At 68.7% G+C, this 14,737-nt stretch carries 13 protein-coding genes and 1 riboswitch; of the genes, 10 read left to right on the plus strand and 3 right to left on the minus strand.

From position 1 onward, the window contains the following. Positions 1 to 26: 26 nt before the first annotated feature. The 6 genes from INQ43_RS02545 (at position 27) to INQ43_RS02570 (ending at position 6,715) form a co-directional block, all read left to right on the plus strand. A complete protein-coding gene (locus INQ43_RS02545) occupies positions 27 to 869 on the plus strand; it encodes a type II secretion system protein GspK (RefSeq protein ID WP_194037537.1) in 843 nt (280 codons plus the stop codon). Then, positions 866 to 2,044 carry a PilN domain-containing protein gene (locus INQ43_RS02550; RefSeq protein ID WP_194037025.1) on the plus strand — a complete coding sequence of 393 codons (1,179 nt, stop codon included), beginning with the start codon at positions 866 to 868 and terminating at the stop codon, positions 2,042 to 2,044. The genes INQ43_RS02545 and INQ43_RS02550 overlap by 4 nt, the downstream gene beginning before the upstream one ends. Further along, positions 2,019 to 2,663, plus strand: a complete 645-nt coding sequence (gene gspM, locus INQ43_RS02555; RefSeq protein ID WP_194037026.1) for a type II secretion system protein GspM — start codon at positions 2,019 to 2,021, stop codon at positions 2,661 to 2,663. Before INQ43_RS02550 ends, gspM begins: the two co-directional genes overlap by 26 nt. Further along, positions 2,653 to 3,438: a general secretion pathway protein GspN gene (locus INQ43_RS02560; protein WP_194037027.1), complete on the plus strand. Its 786-nt coding sequence runs from the start codon at positions 2,653 to 2,655 to the stop codon at positions 3,436 to 3,438. Before gspM ends, INQ43_RS02560 begins: the two co-directional genes overlap by 11 nt. 30 nt (positions 3,439 to 3,468) lie before the next feature. Next, positions 3,469 to 5,724, plus strand: coding sequence for a type II secretion system secretin GspD (gene gspD, locus INQ43_RS02565; RefSeq protein ID WP_194037028.1), 2,256 nt, complete (start codon positions 3,469 to 3,471; stop codon positions 5,722 to 5,724). 94 nt (positions 5,725 to 5,818) lie between these two features. Further along, complete coding sequence (locus INQ43_RS02570) at positions 5,819 to 6,715, plus strand: glycosyltransferase family 2 protein (RefSeq protein WP_194037538.1); 897 nt, start codon at positions 5,819 to 5,821, stop codon at positions 6,713 to 6,715. Positions 6,716 to 6,718: 3 nt separating this feature from the next. Here the strand turns inward: INQ43_RS02570 and pyrF are convergent, their stop codons facing one another. Both pyrF and ettA read right to left on the minus strand, forming a co-directional pair. Further along, positions 6,719 to 7,546 carry an orotidine-5'-phosphate decarboxylase gene (pyrF, locus tag INQ43_RS02575; RefSeq protein ID WP_194037029.1) on the minus strand — a complete coding sequence of 276 codons (828 nt, stop codon included), beginning with the start codon at positions 7,544 to 7,546 and terminating at the stop codon, positions 6,719 to 6,721. An 85-nt stretch (positions 7,547 to 7,631) separates the two neighbouring features. Beyond that, positions 7,632 to 9,299 (minus strand): energy-dependent translational throttle protein EttA, encoded by a 1,668-nt coding sequence (gene ettA / locus INQ43_RS02580; RefSeq protein ID WP_194034989.1) that lies wholly within the window; start codon positions 9,297 to 9,299, stop codon positions 7,632 to 7,634. A gap of 187 nt (positions 9,300 to 9,486) precedes the next feature. Here ettA and glyA point away from each other — a divergent pair, with 187 nt between their 5' ends. Genes glyA through ribD form a run of 3 tightly spaced genes read left to right on the plus strand, consistent with a single transcriptional unit; the run spans position 9,487 to position 12,421 of the window. Next, on the plus strand, positions 9,487 to 10,740 hold the full coding sequence (glyA, locus tag INQ43_RS02585) for a serine hydroxymethyltransferase (RefSeq protein ID WP_194037030.1): 1,254 nt from the start codon (positions 9,487 to 9,489) through the stop codon (positions 10,738 to 10,740). A gap of 3 nt (positions 10,741 to 10,743) precedes the next feature. Continuing rightward, positions 10,744 to 11,268, plus strand: a complete 525-nt coding sequence (nrdR, locus tag INQ43_RS02590) for a transcriptional regulator NrdR (protein ID WP_194034991.1) — start codon at positions 10,744 to 10,746, stop codon at positions 11,266 to 11,268. Positions 11,269 to 11,308: 40 nt separating this feature from the next. Then, on the plus strand, positions 11,309 to 12,421 hold the full coding sequence (gene ribD, locus INQ43_RS02595) for a bifunctional diaminohydroxyphosphoribosylaminopyrimidine deaminase/5-amino-6-(5-phosphoribosylamino)uracil reductase RibD (protein WP_228062598.1): 1,113 nt from the start codon (positions 11,309 to 11,311) through the stop codon (positions 12,419 to 12,421). Here ribD and INQ43_RS02600 read toward each other — a convergent pair. Continuing rightward, positions 12,418 to 13,836, minus strand: coding sequence for a dihydrolipoyl dehydrogenase (locus tag INQ43_RS02600; protein WP_194037032.1), 1,419 nt, complete (start codon positions 13,834 to 13,836; stop codon positions 12,418 to 12,420). The genes ribD and INQ43_RS02600 overlap by 4 nt on opposite strands. Before the next feature lie 178 nt (positions 13,837 to 14,014). On the opposite strand from INQ43_RS02600, the gene INQ43_RS02605 reads away from it, so the two are divergent. After that, on the plus strand, positions 14,015 to 14,395 hold the full coding sequence (locus INQ43_RS02605; RefSeq protein WP_194037033.1) for a TraR/DksA C4-type zinc finger protein: 381 nt from the start codon (positions 14,015 to 14,017) through the stop codon (positions 14,393 to 14,395). Between the two features lie 105 nt (positions 14,396 to 14,500). Beyond that, positions 14,501 to 14,682, plus strand: a riboswitch (FMN riboswitch). Positions 14,683 to 14,737: the final 55 nt, after the last annotated feature.

Raw genomic sequence — 14,737 nt, forward strand, 5'->3', positions numbered from 1 at the left:
GCGCCGCCTTGCTGCTGGTGCTGTGGATGATCGTCCTGCTCACCGCGCTGGTGGGCGCATTCGCGATGACGGCCCGGGTGGAGCACCTGCAGGGCCAGGTCCTGGCCCGCGGCATGAACGCCCAGGCCGCCGCGCGCGCCGGGCTGGAGTACGCGCTGCATCGTCTGGCCCAGCCCGATCCGCGGGTGCAGTGGCAGCCCGACTGCCGCCCCTATGAGTGGGAATACCACGGTGCGCAGGTGCAGGTGCGGATCATTGCCGAAGGTGGCAAGGTCGACCTCAACCAGAGTGATGCGACGCTGCTGGCCGGACTGCTGCGGGCACTGGGCAGCGATCCGGGCGAGGCGACGCGCCTGGCCGGGGCAATCATCGACTGGCGCGACCCCGATTCGCTCAGCCAGCCCGCGGGCGGCGCGGAGGACGCCGACTACGCCGCCGCCGGCCGCGCCTACGGCGCCAAGGACGCCCAGTTTGAAAGCATTGCCGAACTGGAACAGGTGTTGGGCTTCACCCCCGCGCTGTATGCGAAGATCGCCCCGCACGTAACGGTCCACAGCCGTTCGCCGCGCCCCGACCGCGCGTTCGCGACCGCTCCGGTCCTGGATGCCATGGGGATGGACGGCGAGCGGATCGTCGCCGGTCGCGGCGTCGTCGATCCCGCGACCGGACTGCCGCTGGTCGGGGGAGGCGCGTTGCCCTCTCTGGGCGGCGGTCCGGCAGCGGGCGGAACGTATAGTATCGACAGCCGCGCGCAGCTGGCAGACGGCCGCCAGTCACTGTTACGCGCCGTCGTGCAGACCAATGCCCCCACGGGTCTGGGCGCGGCCTACACCACGTTGCATTGGGAAGAGGGAGCTTCGCCACGATGAGCCAGCCGGGTTCCACCTTCGGCGACCGCCTGGGGCGCATGGGAATGCGCGCGGTGCCGGGCGTGGGCGGCTATCTGGTGTGGTGGTTCCGGTCGCTGGCCGCCTGGTTGCCGCCGGCGTTGCGCCAGGCCCTGGGATTCGGCCGCGGTCGCGTACTGCTCCAGGTCGACGCGGACGAAATGCAGCTGCGCCGGCAACGCGATGACGCGCTGATCGACATGGCGCGGGTCCCTTTGCCGCCGCTGGTCGCCCGCTCCCATGCCGATGGCGATGCGCTGGGGTCCTTGCTGGGGCCACGCCTGGCCGAGCTTCCGCGCTGGCTGATGCTGCCCGCCGCCAGCAGCCTGACACGGCGCATGAGTCTTCCCGGCAGTGCCCTGGAGCGCTTGCGCGACGTCGTCGGTTTCGAGATCGACCGGCAGACACCGTTCACCGCCGATGCCGTCGCCTTCGATGCGAGCGTGCGTGGGCGCCGGGAAGGTGACGGGCAGCTCGATGTGGAGCTGGTGGTGGTCCCGCGGCAGCTGTTGGAGGATCAGCGCACGGCGCTGGGCCCACTCGCGTCCGAGCTGGCCGGGATCGACGTGGCCGGCGCGGACGGTGCGCCCCTCGGGGTCAACCTGCTGGCACCGGCGGATCGCCGGCAACGACGGGATCCGGCGGCCACCTGGAACATCGTGCTCGCAGTCGTTGCATTGCTCGCGGTGCTGGCATTGATGTGGCAACTGCTGGAGAACCGCCGCAGTGCCGCGGAGGCGCTCGAGCAGACCATCGCCAGCCAGGCGGAGTCGGGTCGGCGCGCCGCTGTGCAACGCCAGCAACTGGGCGCCTTGCTGGAGGGGCAGGTTTTCCTGGACCGGCTGCGGGCGGAACGCGCGCCGGCCACCGAGATCCTCGATGAACTCAGCCGCCGCCTGCCCGACTCCACCTACCTGGAAAAACTCTCCATCAACGGCGACCAGCTGATGCTGATCGGACTGAGCACGAAGGCGGCTGCGCTGATTGGCGAGCTGCAGGGTGCCGACCAGTGGCGCTCGCCGGCCCTCGCCGGTGCGCTGCAACCCGACCCCGAGAGCGGTCGCGACCGCTTCACCCTGACCGCCCACCTTGCCTCTGCCGCGGCAACCACGGCTCCCGCGGAGGCCGCCGATGCGCCTGCCCAATCCGGTCGCTGAAGCGCCAACGCGGCGCGACCGGTGGCTGGCGGCGGGCCTGCTGCTGCTGGTACTGGCGTTCGCGTACGGCGTACTGGTACATCCGTGGTGGACCGTGCCGATGCGCGAGGCTGACGCGCGGATCGAGTCCCTGCAGCAACGCGAGCTGCGTCTGCGGATGCAGTTGCAGCAGGCGCCCCAGGTGGCCGAGCGCCTGCACCAGCTCAGGCAACAGCAGGAGGGCGTGCCGGGCTTCCTGCCCGAGGCGAATCCGGAACTGGCCACGGCAAGCCTGATCCAGCGCCTGGAAACGGTCGTTGCCGAGGCGAGCCCGGGCAACCGCAGTTGCGCCATCACCAACCGCTCGCCGCTGGACTCCGACAACCGCCAATCCTATCGCCGGGTGGTCGCCCAGGTCCGCCTGCGCTGCGGCACGCCCGAGTTGAGCCGGGTGCTGTACCTGTTGGAAAGCGGCAGCCCGCGACTGTTCGTGGACAACCTCAACATCCTGACCCAGGCGGCCTACCTGAGTTCCCGCGAGGCGACGGGTGGCGGTGGACTGGATGTGTCCTTCGATCTGCAAGGCTATCTGTTGCCGCTCGAGGCGCCACCGCCTGCCGGAGTGACCGATGCGCGTTGACGATCCGGGTCCCCGCACGTGGTTGTTGGCGGGCGTTGCCGGCTGGGCGCTGCTGGCCTGGTTGCTCGCCGTGGCCGGGATGGGCGGGCGGGTCACCATGCTCGCCGACGATCCGGACATGCTGATAGCGCTGCCACAGATCGTCAGCGCGCAGCCCGCGCTCGGTCCGCCTGGGCAGTACCAGGCCATTGCCGATCGGCCCCTGTTTGCCAGTGACCGCAGTCCCCATCCTTTCTTCCTGGAAGGCGGCGACGAGGAGACTCCCAGCGAAGAGTTCGACTATGTGCTTACCAGTGTCCTGATCACCCCGGCCACCCGACTGGCGATCGTCCGCCGGCGGGAAGGCGGGGACCCGGTGCGAGTGAAGCTGGATGAACCGCTTGCGCAGTCGGGGTGGCGGCTGGTGGAACTGATGCCACGCGGCGCGGTGTTTGACGGACCCCAGGGGCGGCGCAACCTGGATCTGGCGGTGTTCGACGGCCACGGCGGTGAACACACCAGCGCTGCGCTGGAGGCGGGACACGCGCCAGCGCCGGCCGATCCCCGCGCGGCACGGGCACCGGAGGAAGCGCAAGGCGCGCCGCCAGCCCCGAGGCCGCGGCTGGAACGTCGACCTGATCCAGCAAGCCTGGGCGGCGACGCGCTCCCGGCGCAACAGGACGCCGACTCCGCAGAGCCCGCCAACAAGGCAGCCGAGCCAGCGCAGGCCCAGATGGATTCGATCCGCCAACGGATTGAAGCCCGCCGCGCGGCACTGCGCAAAGACGAAATGTAGCCACCTGACGATCCAATTAGAGTGCACGCAATGAAGCAACACGCCATCGAACCCTTCTTCGCGACGTCGCGCCCGCGCCTCCCAGTCACGGCGCGGGTAAGCCTGCGTGTGGTCGTTGCCTCCCTGGTGGTGATGGCGCTGCTGGCCGGTTGTGCCAGCGGTCCGGTGCCCAGCATCCGCCGCGATGCGGTGCCGCGCACCGCCGATCAGGCAACCCGGCCGGGCGCCGACGGCGTGCAGACGCATGCGCTGGGCAGCGTGTCGAACGTGGAGCCCGACCGGGGCGGACCCCGCCCGCAGATCCGGCGTGGCACCGGACGCTTCATCGACACCACGATCGCCAATTCACGTCCCCCGGGGCTGCCGGCCACCACGGGCGAGGCGACCTTCAACTTCGAGGGCGAATCGCTGCATGGCGTGGTCAAGGCCATCCTGGGCGACATGCTGGGGCAGAACTACGTCATCGCCCCGGGCGTGCAGGGCACCGTCACCCTCGCAACCCCCAAACCGGTCAGTGCCGCCGAGGCGATCAACCTGCTCGACCAGGTGCTGGGTTGGAACAACGCGCGCATGATCTACAGCGGTGGGCGCTACAACGTCGTCGCCGCGGACCAGCCGCTCGCCGGCACGGTGGCACCGCGCGCCGGCGGCGCTGCCAGCGCGCGCGGTTTCGAACTGCGTACCGTGCCGCTGCGCTACGTCTCCGCCGAGGAGATGAAGAAGATCCTCGAGCCCTACGCACGGCCCAACGCGATCGTCGACACGGATGCCTCCCGCAACGTGATCACCGTCGGCGGCACCCGCGCCGAGCTGCAGAACTACCTCCGCACGATCGAGCTCTTCGACGTCGACTGGCTGGCGGGCATGTCGGTGGGCGTCTACCCGCTGCAGTCGGGCAAGGCCGTGCGCGTGGTGGAGGACCTGGAGAAGGTGTTCGGCCAGGAAAGCAAGTCACCCGTGGCCGGGATGTTCCGGTTCATGCCGCTGGAGGGTACCAATGCGGTGATGGTGATCACCTCCCAGCCTGCCTACCTGGACGAGATCCAGCAATGGCTGGACCGCATCGATGGCGCAGGCGGTGCGGTGCAGCTGTACTCCTACCAGCTCAAGTACATCAAGGCGCGTGACCTCGCCGACCGCCTGGCGGAAGTCTTCGGCGGCTCGTCCGGTGGGGGTGACAGCGGCGGCGGCGATCGCGGCCCGAGCCTGATGCCTGGCCTGGATTCCGCCGAAATCACCTCCGGCGAAGACGGCTCCAGCATGGGCTTTGGCGACAAGGGTGGCAGCAGCGGTGGCAGCGGGGGCGCAAGCCTGTCCCTGGGGAGCACCCGCAGCGGCAACGCCAGCGTGTCGCTGGAGATCGGCGGCGACAAGGTCGGCGTCTCGGCGGTGGAGGAGACCAACGCCCTGCTGGTGCGTTCCACCCCGCAGGCCTGGCAGTCGATCCGCGACGTGATCGGCCAGCTGGACGTGATGCCGATGCAGGTCCACATCGAAGCCCAGGTGGTCGAAGTGCAGCTGTCGGGCGAGCTGGAGTACGGCGTCAACTGGTTCTTCGAGAACGCGGTCACTGACAACGACCTGCCCAGCGCGCTCGGTCGCACCACCTGGAGCACGCTGGCGGGCAGCGTCGGCGATGCAAAGGGAACAGCCGGCGGCCTGGCATGGACGTTCCTGGGCCGCAACGCGGCGGCGGTGATCAAGGCCCTGGATTCGGTGACCGACGTCAACATGCTGCAGACCCCGTCGGTGGTGGTGCGCAACAACGCCGAGGCGACCTTCAACGTGGGCAGCCGCATCCCGGTGTCCTCGGTGACGGTCAATCCCGGCCTCGGCAACGACACCAGCTACAGCCAGGTCCAGTATCTGGACACGGGCGTGATCCTGACGGTGCGCCCGCGCATCACCAAGGACGGCATGGTGTTCCTGGACATCGTGCAGGAGGTCAGCGCGCCAGGCGGGGAGCCGGACCGGTTCGGCAACGTGCGCATCGACACCCGAAAGCTGAAGACCGAGGCCGCGATCCAGAGCGGCGACACGGTGATGCTGGCCGGCCTGATCCGCGACAGCGCGGCGCGTGGTTCCCGTGGTTTCCCCGGACTGAACCGGATTCCGGTGCTGGGCGGGCTATTCGGTACCCAGAGCTCGGTAACGCGGCGCGAGGAGACCATCGTCCTGCTGACGCCCAAGATAATCCGCGACCCCAACGAGGCGCGCGAGCTGACCGACGAGTACGGCCGCCGCTTCCGCGCGCTGCAGCCCCTGCGGGCGCCGGCACGGCCGTGATGCCCGCGCCGGCTGGCCCGGTTGCCGGTGCCACCGGCTGCGACGCTGCCAGGCGCCCCGTACCTCGCCGCGCATGGCTGAGGACTCGACGCTGATGGACGCCGACATCGGCGTGGTAGTGGTCAGCTACCAGAGCCTGGCCACCATCGATGACTGCCTGGCGCGGTTGCGCGACGCCGTCGGCGTGGCGGCGATCCGGGTGGTCGACAACGACTCCACCGACGGCACGGTGGCAGTGATCCAGCGCCACGCCGTGGCCGATCCACGCGTCCAGTTCATCGCCAACCCCGACAACGCCGGCTTCGCGGTGGCCTGCAACCAGGGCGCCGCGGCAATCGCCGCGCAGGCGCCGTCGTGTCGCTGGCTGGCCTTCGTCAATCCCGATGCACTGGTGGAAGTCGACACCCTGTCGCGCCTGCGTCAGCTTGCGCTGCAACGCCGTGCCGCCGGTGTCGACGTCCTGCTGGGCGTCGATCTGGTCGACGAGGCCGGAACGCGTGACCCCGCCGCCCGCCGCCGCGCCCCCGATTTCCTTGCGATGCTCGGTGGGTTCGCGGCCGGGCTGCGCGGACGCCGGCCCGGGTCGCGCGCCGCGTTGGCGCTCCAGCCCGACGACGGGGCCGAGTTGCAGCCGGTGGAAGCGATTTCCGGCGCCCTGATGTTCCTCGCGCGGGCGCGCTTCGAGCGCATTGGCGGCTTCGACGAGGCCTATCGCCTGCACGCGGAGGATCTGGACCTGTGCCGCCGGCTGGCCGCCGATGGCGTCGAGCTCGCGGTCGCGAACCGGGTGCGGGTCGTGCACGTGCGCGGGGTTTCCAGCCGCTCCAACCCCTGGTTCGTGGAATGGCACAAGCACCGCGGGCTGTGGCGCTACTTCCGCAAGTTCGAGGCCGCCCAGCGTGGCGTAGGCGTGCGCGCGCTGGTGTTTGCCCTCATCTGGGCCCGGTTTCCGTTCGCGGTGGTCCGGGCGATGCTGCGCAGCCGGACCTGAGCCTCAGCGGTAGCGGTTGATCTGCTCGCGCAGCGTGCGCGCCGCGGCGGCCGCGGCATCGGCGAAGTCTTCCCCGCTCGAGGCGTACAGCACGGCGCGCGAGGAGCTGACCACCAGCCCGCTGCCGTCGTCGGTTCGTGCGTTGCTGACCACCGCCTCCACGTCGCCGCCCTGCGCGCCGACCCCTGGCACCAGGAAGGGCATGTCGCCGACGATCGCGCGCACCTCACGCAGTTGGCCCGGCCACGTCGCGCCCACCACCAGCATGCAGTTGCCGTGCCCGTTCCAGTCGCGCGAGATCATCTCGGCAACACACTGGTACAGCGGCCGGGTGCTGCCATCGTCGTTTGCGACCGGCAGGTCCTGCAGATCGCGCGCGCCCGGATTGGAGGTGCGGCACAGGATCACCACGCCGCGGTCGGCGCGGTCCAGGAACGGCTGCACCGAGTCCCGGCCAAGATAGGGGTTGGCGGTCACCGCATCGGCGCGATAGCGGTCGAACGCTTCGGTCGCGTAATGCTGCGCGGTGCTCCCGATGTCGCCGCGCTTGGAATCCAGGATCACCGGGATTCCCGGGTGGCGCTCGTGGACGTGGTCGATCACCCGTTGCAGCGCGTCTTCGGCACCCAGCGCGGCAAAGTGGGCGATCTGCGGCTTGAACGCGCAGACGTGCTCGGCGGTCGCGTCGACGATGTCGCGGCAGAAATGGAACACCGCATCGGGGTCATCGGCGAAGCGCGCCGGGAACCTGGACGGCTCCGGATCCAGCCCGACACAGACCAGTGAATCGGCCGCCGTCCAGCGCTGCCGCAGTGCCTGCATGAAGCCCATCGTCCTCTCCTGGTGTCGGTGCGCGCACGCCCACCCGCGCGGTGGGCATGCGGGTGCGTGCTTTCGTGCGCTTACTTCTGCGCGCTTACTTCAGCGCCTTGAAACGCAGGCGCTTGGGCTGCGCGCCTTCCTCGCCGAGGCGACGCTTCTTGTCTTCCTCGTATTCGCGGTAGTTGCCCTGGAAGTACTCCACATGCGAGTCACCCTCGAAGGCGAGGATGTGGGTCGCGATGCGGTCCAGGAACCAGCGGTCATGGCTGATCACCACCGCGCAGCCGGGGAACTCCAGCAATGCGTCTTCCAGCGCGCGCAAGGTCTCCACGTCCAGGTCGTTGGATGGTTCGTCCAGCAGCAGCACGTTGCCGCCCTGCAGCAGGGTCTTGGCCAGGTGCAGGCGGCCACGCTCACCGCCCGACAGGGTGCCGACCAGCTTCTGCTGGTCCTGGCCCTTGAAGTTGAAGCGGCCCAGGTAGGCGCGCGACTGGATCTCGGTGCCGTTGATATTGAGGATGTCGGCGCCGCCGGAGATTTCCTGGAACACGTTGTGGTTGCCTTCCAGGGTGTCGCGGCTCTGGTCGACATAGGCGATGTTGGTCGACGGGCCCTTGATGATCTCGCCGCTGTCAGGGGTCTCCTGGCCGGTGATCATCTTGAACAGGGTCGACTTGCCGGCGCCGTTGGGGCCGATGATGCCGACGATCGCGCCGGGCGGAATGATGAAGCTCAGGTCGTCGATCAGCAGGCGGTCACCAAAGGACTTGGAGACGTTCTTGAACTCGATCACCGAGCTGCCCAGGCGCTCGCCGGGCGGAATGAAGATCTCGTTGGTCTCGTTGCGCTTCTGGTACTCAACCGAGTTGAGTTCCTCGAAGCGCGCCAGTCGCGCCTTGCCCTTGGTGCGGCCGCCCTTGGCGTTGCTGCGCACCCATTCCAGCTCCTTGGCCAGAGCCTTCTGGCGGGCCTTCTCACCGGACTCTTCCTGCTTCAGGCGCTCGCCCTTCTGCTCCAGCCACGCGGTGTAGTTGCCCTTCCAGGGAATGCCCCGGCCCCGGTCCAGCTCGAGGATCCACTCGGCCGCGTTCTCGAGGAAGTAACGGTCATGGGTGACGGCCACGACAGTGCCGGTGTAGCGGGCCAGGAACTGCTCCAGCCATTCGACCGACTCGGCGTCCAGGTGGTTGGTGGGCTCGTCCAGCAGCAGCATGTCGGGCTTCTGCAGCAGCAACTGGCACAGCGCCACGCGGCGCTTCTCGCCACCCGACAGCTTGCCCACGATCGCCTCCCACGGTGGCAGGCGCAGCGCGTCGGCGGCCACTTCCAGCTGGTGCTCCAGCGTGTGCGCATCGCCGGCGGCGAGGATTGCCTCCAGGCGCTGCTGCTCGGCGGCGAGCTTGTCGAAGTCGGCGTCTTCCTCGGCGTAGGCCTCGTACACCCGGTCCAGCGCGGCCTGCGCATTGATCACCTCACCCAGGCCTTCCTCGACCGCCTGGCGCACGGTGTGCTCGGGGTTCAGCTGCGGCTCCTGGGCGAGGTAGCCGACCTTGATGCCCTTGGCCGCGCGCGCCTCGCCGCTGAAGTCCTGGTCGACGCCGGCCATGATCTTGAGCACGGTCGACTTGCCCGAACCGTTCAGGCCGAGCAGGCCGATCTTGGCGCCGGGGAAGAAGGACAGGGAGATGTCCTTGATGATCTCGCGCTTGGGCGGAACGGTCTTGCTGACCCCGTTCATGGTGTAGATGTATTGCGCTGACATGGGATGCTCCGCAGGCAGGCGGCCGTGCCGGATAACGGGCAAGGCGATGGAAAAGGATTAGCCGGCCATTATCGCGCATCTACAGGTGTTTTGCAGGGTCGGCAATCCCTGCCGGTCAGCTTCGCCCGTCGCGTGCGGCGGAGGCTAAACTGGGCGACTTCCTCCCTCATCCGCTCCTGGAGTGACCATGTTCCCGCGCGACGCAAGCATCGAAGGTTTTGACCCCGAACTCGCCCAGGCCATCGCCGACGAGAACCGCCGCCAGGAAGACCACGTCGAGCTGATCGCCAGCGAGAACTACGCCAGCCCGCGGGTGATGGAAGCGCAGGGCAGCCAGCTGACCAACAAGTACGCCGAGGGCTACCCCGGCAAGCGCTATTACGGCGGCTGCGAGTTTGTCGACATCGCCGAGCAACTGGCGATCGACCGGCTGAAGGAACTGTTTGGCGCCGACTACGCCAACGTGCAGCCTCACTCGGGTTCACAGGCCAACCAGGCGGTGTATTTCTCGCTGCTGCAGCCCGGTGATACGGTGCTGGGCATGAGCCTGGCCCACGGTGGCCACCTCACCCACGGGGCCAAGGTCAACATCAGCGGCAAGCTGTTCAACATCGTCCAGTACGGCGTCGATGACGCGGGAATGATCGATTACGACGAGATGGAGCGGCTGGCCCTTGAGCACAAGCCGAAGATGCTGATCGGCGGTTTCAGTGCCTACTCGCAGGTGGTGGACTGGGCGCGGATGCGCGCGATCGCCGACAAGGTGGGCGCGATCTTCTTCGTCGACATGGCCCACGTGGCCGGACTGATCGCCGCCGGCGTGTACCCCAACCCGCTGCCGCACGCGCACGTGGTGACCTCGACGACCCACAAGACCCTGCGCGGCCCGCGCGGCGGAATCATCCTGGCCAAGAACCCGAGCGAGGACCTGGTCAAGAAGCTGCAGAGCATCGTCTTCCCCGGCCTGCAGGGCGGCCCGCTGATGCACGTCATCGCGGCCAAGGCGGTGGCCTTCAAGGAAGCGCTGGAGCCGGAGTTCAAGGCCTACCAGCAACAGGTGGTCAAGAACGCCCAGGCGATGGCGGAAACCATCATCCACCGCGGCTACAAGATCGTCTCCGGCGGCACGAAGAACCACCTGATGCTGATCGACATGATCGGCAAGGGCATCACCGGCAAGGACGCGGAGGCGGCGCTGGGCAAGGCCCACATCACCGTCAACAAGAACGCGGTGCCCAACGACCCGGCCAAGCCGTTCGTGACCTCGGGCCTGCGCATCGGCACCCCGGCGGTGACCACCCGCGGCTACCGCGAGCCGGACTGCGTCGCCCTGGCCAACTGGATCTGCGACGTGCTCGACAACCCCAACGACGAGCAGGTCATAGCCGCGGTGCGTGAAAACGTCACCAGGCAGTGCGCCCAGTTCCCGGTCTACGGCTGAGCTTTGCACTGTCTTTTCTGCCAGCACGTCGATACCCGCGTCATCGACTCGCGGGTGTCCGATGACGGCGCGACGATCCGCCGCCGTCGCGTCTGCGAGGCCTGCGGTGAGCGGTTTTCGACGCTGGAGACGATCGAGCTGAAGTTGCCGGTGATCATCAAGTCCGATGGCCGGCGCGAGGCGTTCGATGCCCGCAAGCTGCGCGCCGGGTTCGACCGCGCCCTGCAGAAGCGGCCGGTGGCCGAGGAGCAGATCGAGGCGGCGGTGCGCGCGGTGGTGCACCAGCTGCGCCGCACCACCGAGCGTGAGCTGTCCTCGATCCGCGTCGGCGAGTTCGTCATGGGCGAGCTGCGCAAGCTCGACCACGTGGGCTACGTGCGCTTCGCCTCGGTGTACCGGGCGTTCCAGGACGTGGCCGATTTCCGCGACGAACTCGACCGGCTGGAGAGCGACAACTCCGGCGACGAGCAACTGCCGCTGCTGGGCGGCGCTGACGAGCCGCTGCCGTCCGCCACGCGTAAACGTTGAGCCGGACCACGGTCGCACCCCTTAACTGCAGGAACCTGCGTTGATGCCCGAGTTCACCGCCACCGACCACCTGATGATGACGCGCGCGCTGCGCCTGGCCGAGCGCGGCGCCTACACCACCCGGCCCAACCCGATGGTCGGCTGCGTCATCGTCAAGGGCGACGAAGTGGTCGGCGAGGGCTGGCACCAGCGCGCCGGCGAAGGCCATGCCGAGGTGCTGGCCCTGCAGGAGGCCGGCAAGCGGGCCAAGGGTGCGACCGTGTACGTGACGCTGGAGCCGTGCGCGCATACCGGCAGTACCGGCCCCTGCGCGGATGCCTTGATCGCCGCCGGTGTGTCGCGCGTGGTCGCGGCGATGCGCGACCCGTTTCCGCAGGTCGACGGTGCGGGCTTCGAGCGCTTGCGCGAGGCCGGCATCGAGGTCGCGGAAGGCCTGATGGAAGACCAGGCGCGCGCGCTCAACCGCGGCTACCTGTCGCGGCTGGGCCGGGGCCGGCCGTGGGTCCGGGTCAAGCTCGCGGCGAGCATGGACGGGCGCAGCGCGCTGGCCAACGGCGAATCGAAATGGATCAGCGGTCCGGCCTCACGCAACGACGTGCAGCACTGGCGCGCGCGCGCCGGGGCGATCCTCACCGGCGCCGGCACGGTGCTGGCCGATGACCCGTCGCTGACGGTGCGGCTGGACGAGGACATCGCGTTCGTGCCGCCCCTGCGCGTGGTGCTGGATCCCGGCCTGGCGACCATCGCGCGCGGCAAGGTGCGCGAGGGCGATGCACCGACGCTGTACATCCACGCTCCCGACACCAAGCTCGCCCGCGGCATCAGCGCGCAGCTGGCGGTGGTGCCGGTGAAAGCGGGCCGCTTTGATCTGGCGGCGGTGCTCAAGCTGCTCGCCGATCGCGGCATCAACGAGGTGATGGTCGAAGCGGGCGCCACGCTGGCGGCCGCCTTCCTGGACGCCGGACTGGCCGATGAGGTCCTGCTGTACGTCGCGCCGGTCCTGCTGGGCTCGAACGCGCGACCGCTGTTCGACGGCCTCAACGTCGACCACATGGACCAGGTGATGCGCATGGAGACGGTCGAGACCCGGCTGCTGGGTGAGGACATCCGGGTGCTGCTGCGTCCGCGCCCGTCAGGGGCGCGTCCAGGCTAGCCCAGCGCCCAGTCGATCGTCGGGCGGCACAGCGGCAGGTCGGGTTGCTCGCGGCGCTTGCTCAAGGCGCGGCGGGCCGACTGCAGGGCGGTGCGCAGGCCTTCCTCCACCGTCGGGTGGTAGAAGGGCAGGTGCAGCATCGTATCAACGGTCATCTCCTGCTGGATCGCCCAGGCGAGCAGGTGCAGCAGGTGCTCGGCATCGGGTGCGACCGCCTCCGCTCCGAGGATCCGGGCGTTGCCGGCGTCGACGTAGATGTGCAGCACTCCGGCGTTGCGCCCGGCCATCACCGCGCGGCCCTGGCGGCTGTAGTCGATCTTGCCGACCACGACGCCGGACTCCGGCAACTCGCTGTAGGACAGGCCGGCCTGGCCGGCACCGGGCTCGGTAAAAACGATGCCCAGCGGTGCGCGACGCATCAGGCAATCGGCTTCGGGATGCAGCGCGTGGTAAGCGGCGATGCGTCCCTCATCGGCAGCCTCGTGCAGCAGCGGGCGCTGTCCGCTCACATCGCCGGCGATGTAGATCGGCAGGTCGCCCACCTGCAAGGTTTTGGGGTTGAAGGCCGGCATGCCGCGCTCGTCGAGTTCGACGCCGAGGGTGTCCAGGCCGAGACCCTCGATGTTGGGTTGCCGGCCGATTGCCGCGAGCACCCAGTCCACGACGACGCTCCGTTTGCCATCGTCGATCACCGCCCCATCCCCGTCAGCGCGCACCGACACCTCCACGTCGGTGCTGATCGACATCTGTTCGCCGAGCGCGGCCAGCAGGCTGGCGTTGACCTCGGGATCCTTCAGCCCCGCGATCTGGCTGCCCTTGGTGAACCCGTGGACCTCGCACCCCAACTGCGCGAATGCCTGCGCCAGCTCGACGCCGATCGGGCCGAGCCCGACCACGCCCAGGCGCTGACCGGGCGACACCAGTTCAAACACCTCGTCGGAAGTGACCAGCCTGTCGCCGATGGCGCGCCATGCCTCGGGCACGATCGGGCGGGTGCCGGTGGCGATGATCACGGTGTCGGCGTGGATCGTTTCGCCGTTGACGTCCAGCGTGTGCGCATCGACGAAGCGCGCCTTCCCGCGGATGCTGCGATCGCCCAGGTCCTGCGCGATCTGGATCGAGCCGGCAGTGAACCGGTCTCGCAACCTGCGCACGTGCTCCATAACGGCTCGCAGATCGGGCTTCAGCGCTTCGGTGCCGTCGATTCCGACCGTGCCCAGCCAGTCCTTCCGCGCGTAGGCGTGGGCGACCTCGATCAGCGCTTTGGACGGCATGCAGCCGACCCGCGCGCAGGTGGTGCCATAGGCGCCGTGATTGATCAGCAGCACGTCATCGGTGTAGCGCTGGGCCTCCTTGAGCGCTGTCAGGCCGGCAGTACCGGCGCCGAGGATCGCGATGCGGACGCGTCGTGTCATGGATGGAACTCCCTTGAGCAATTGGCCCGCCAGTATGACCGTGAGCGGATCGCGCCACAGATTGACGTCACGGGAACACGGCGCTGGCTACCCTCACGGGAGTCGATCGCCCGCAGCGATTGAAATCGCCATCCACCAAGTCGCGTTTCCGGACGTGCAGGGCCAAGGAGCCGAACCCATGACGAGTCTGAGCAGTACCCAGCGCGAGCACCTCGCAAAAATGATGGACGAGCGTGAGCCGGTGCTGCGCGAGGAAATCCGCGCCGGACTCAGGCGCATGCGCGTGGAGGGCTACGACGAGTTGCTGTCTGGCACCTCCGACGCCGGCGATGAGTCGTTGGCCTCGCTGGTGACCGACATCAACAACGCCGACACCAAGCGTGACGCGGTGGAGCTGCAGGACATCTTCGCGGCCCGCGCGCGCATGGCTGACGGCACCTACGGGATCTGCATCGACTGCGACGTGGCGATCCCGTACGAGCGTCTGGAGGCCTATCCGACGGCCAAGCGGTGCCTTGCGTGCCAGCAGGTCCACGAAGCCAAGCGGGCGCAGCGCTGACAAGCTGAGCGTCACCCCGCGGGTTGCACCGTTCCAACCCGCGCGGCGTCCCGGCGCTCTCCCACTGCTAGAATCCAACCGTCCTCGCATCCGCGAGGGCACACGTAACGTCTTCAGGGCGGGGTGCGATTCCCCACCGGCGGTAGGTCGCCGGCAGCCGGTCACCATGACCGATCGCCACGACAAGCCCGCGAGCGCTCCGGTACCGGCCAAGCCGATGCCGGGGGTCAGCAGATCCGGTCCGATTCCGGAGCCGACGGTCACAGTCCGGATGAAAGAAGACGGCTGCGCATGGCACTGTGCCGTGCGCATGCCATGCCTTGTGGCGTTTTTCGCAGACCT

Source organism: Lysobacter sp. H23M47 (genome assembly GCF_015209765.1).
In the GTDB taxonomy this organism is placed as follows: domain Bacteria; phylum Pseudomonadota; class Gammaproteobacteria; order Xanthomonadales; family Xanthomonadaceae; genus Novilysobacter; species Novilysobacter avium.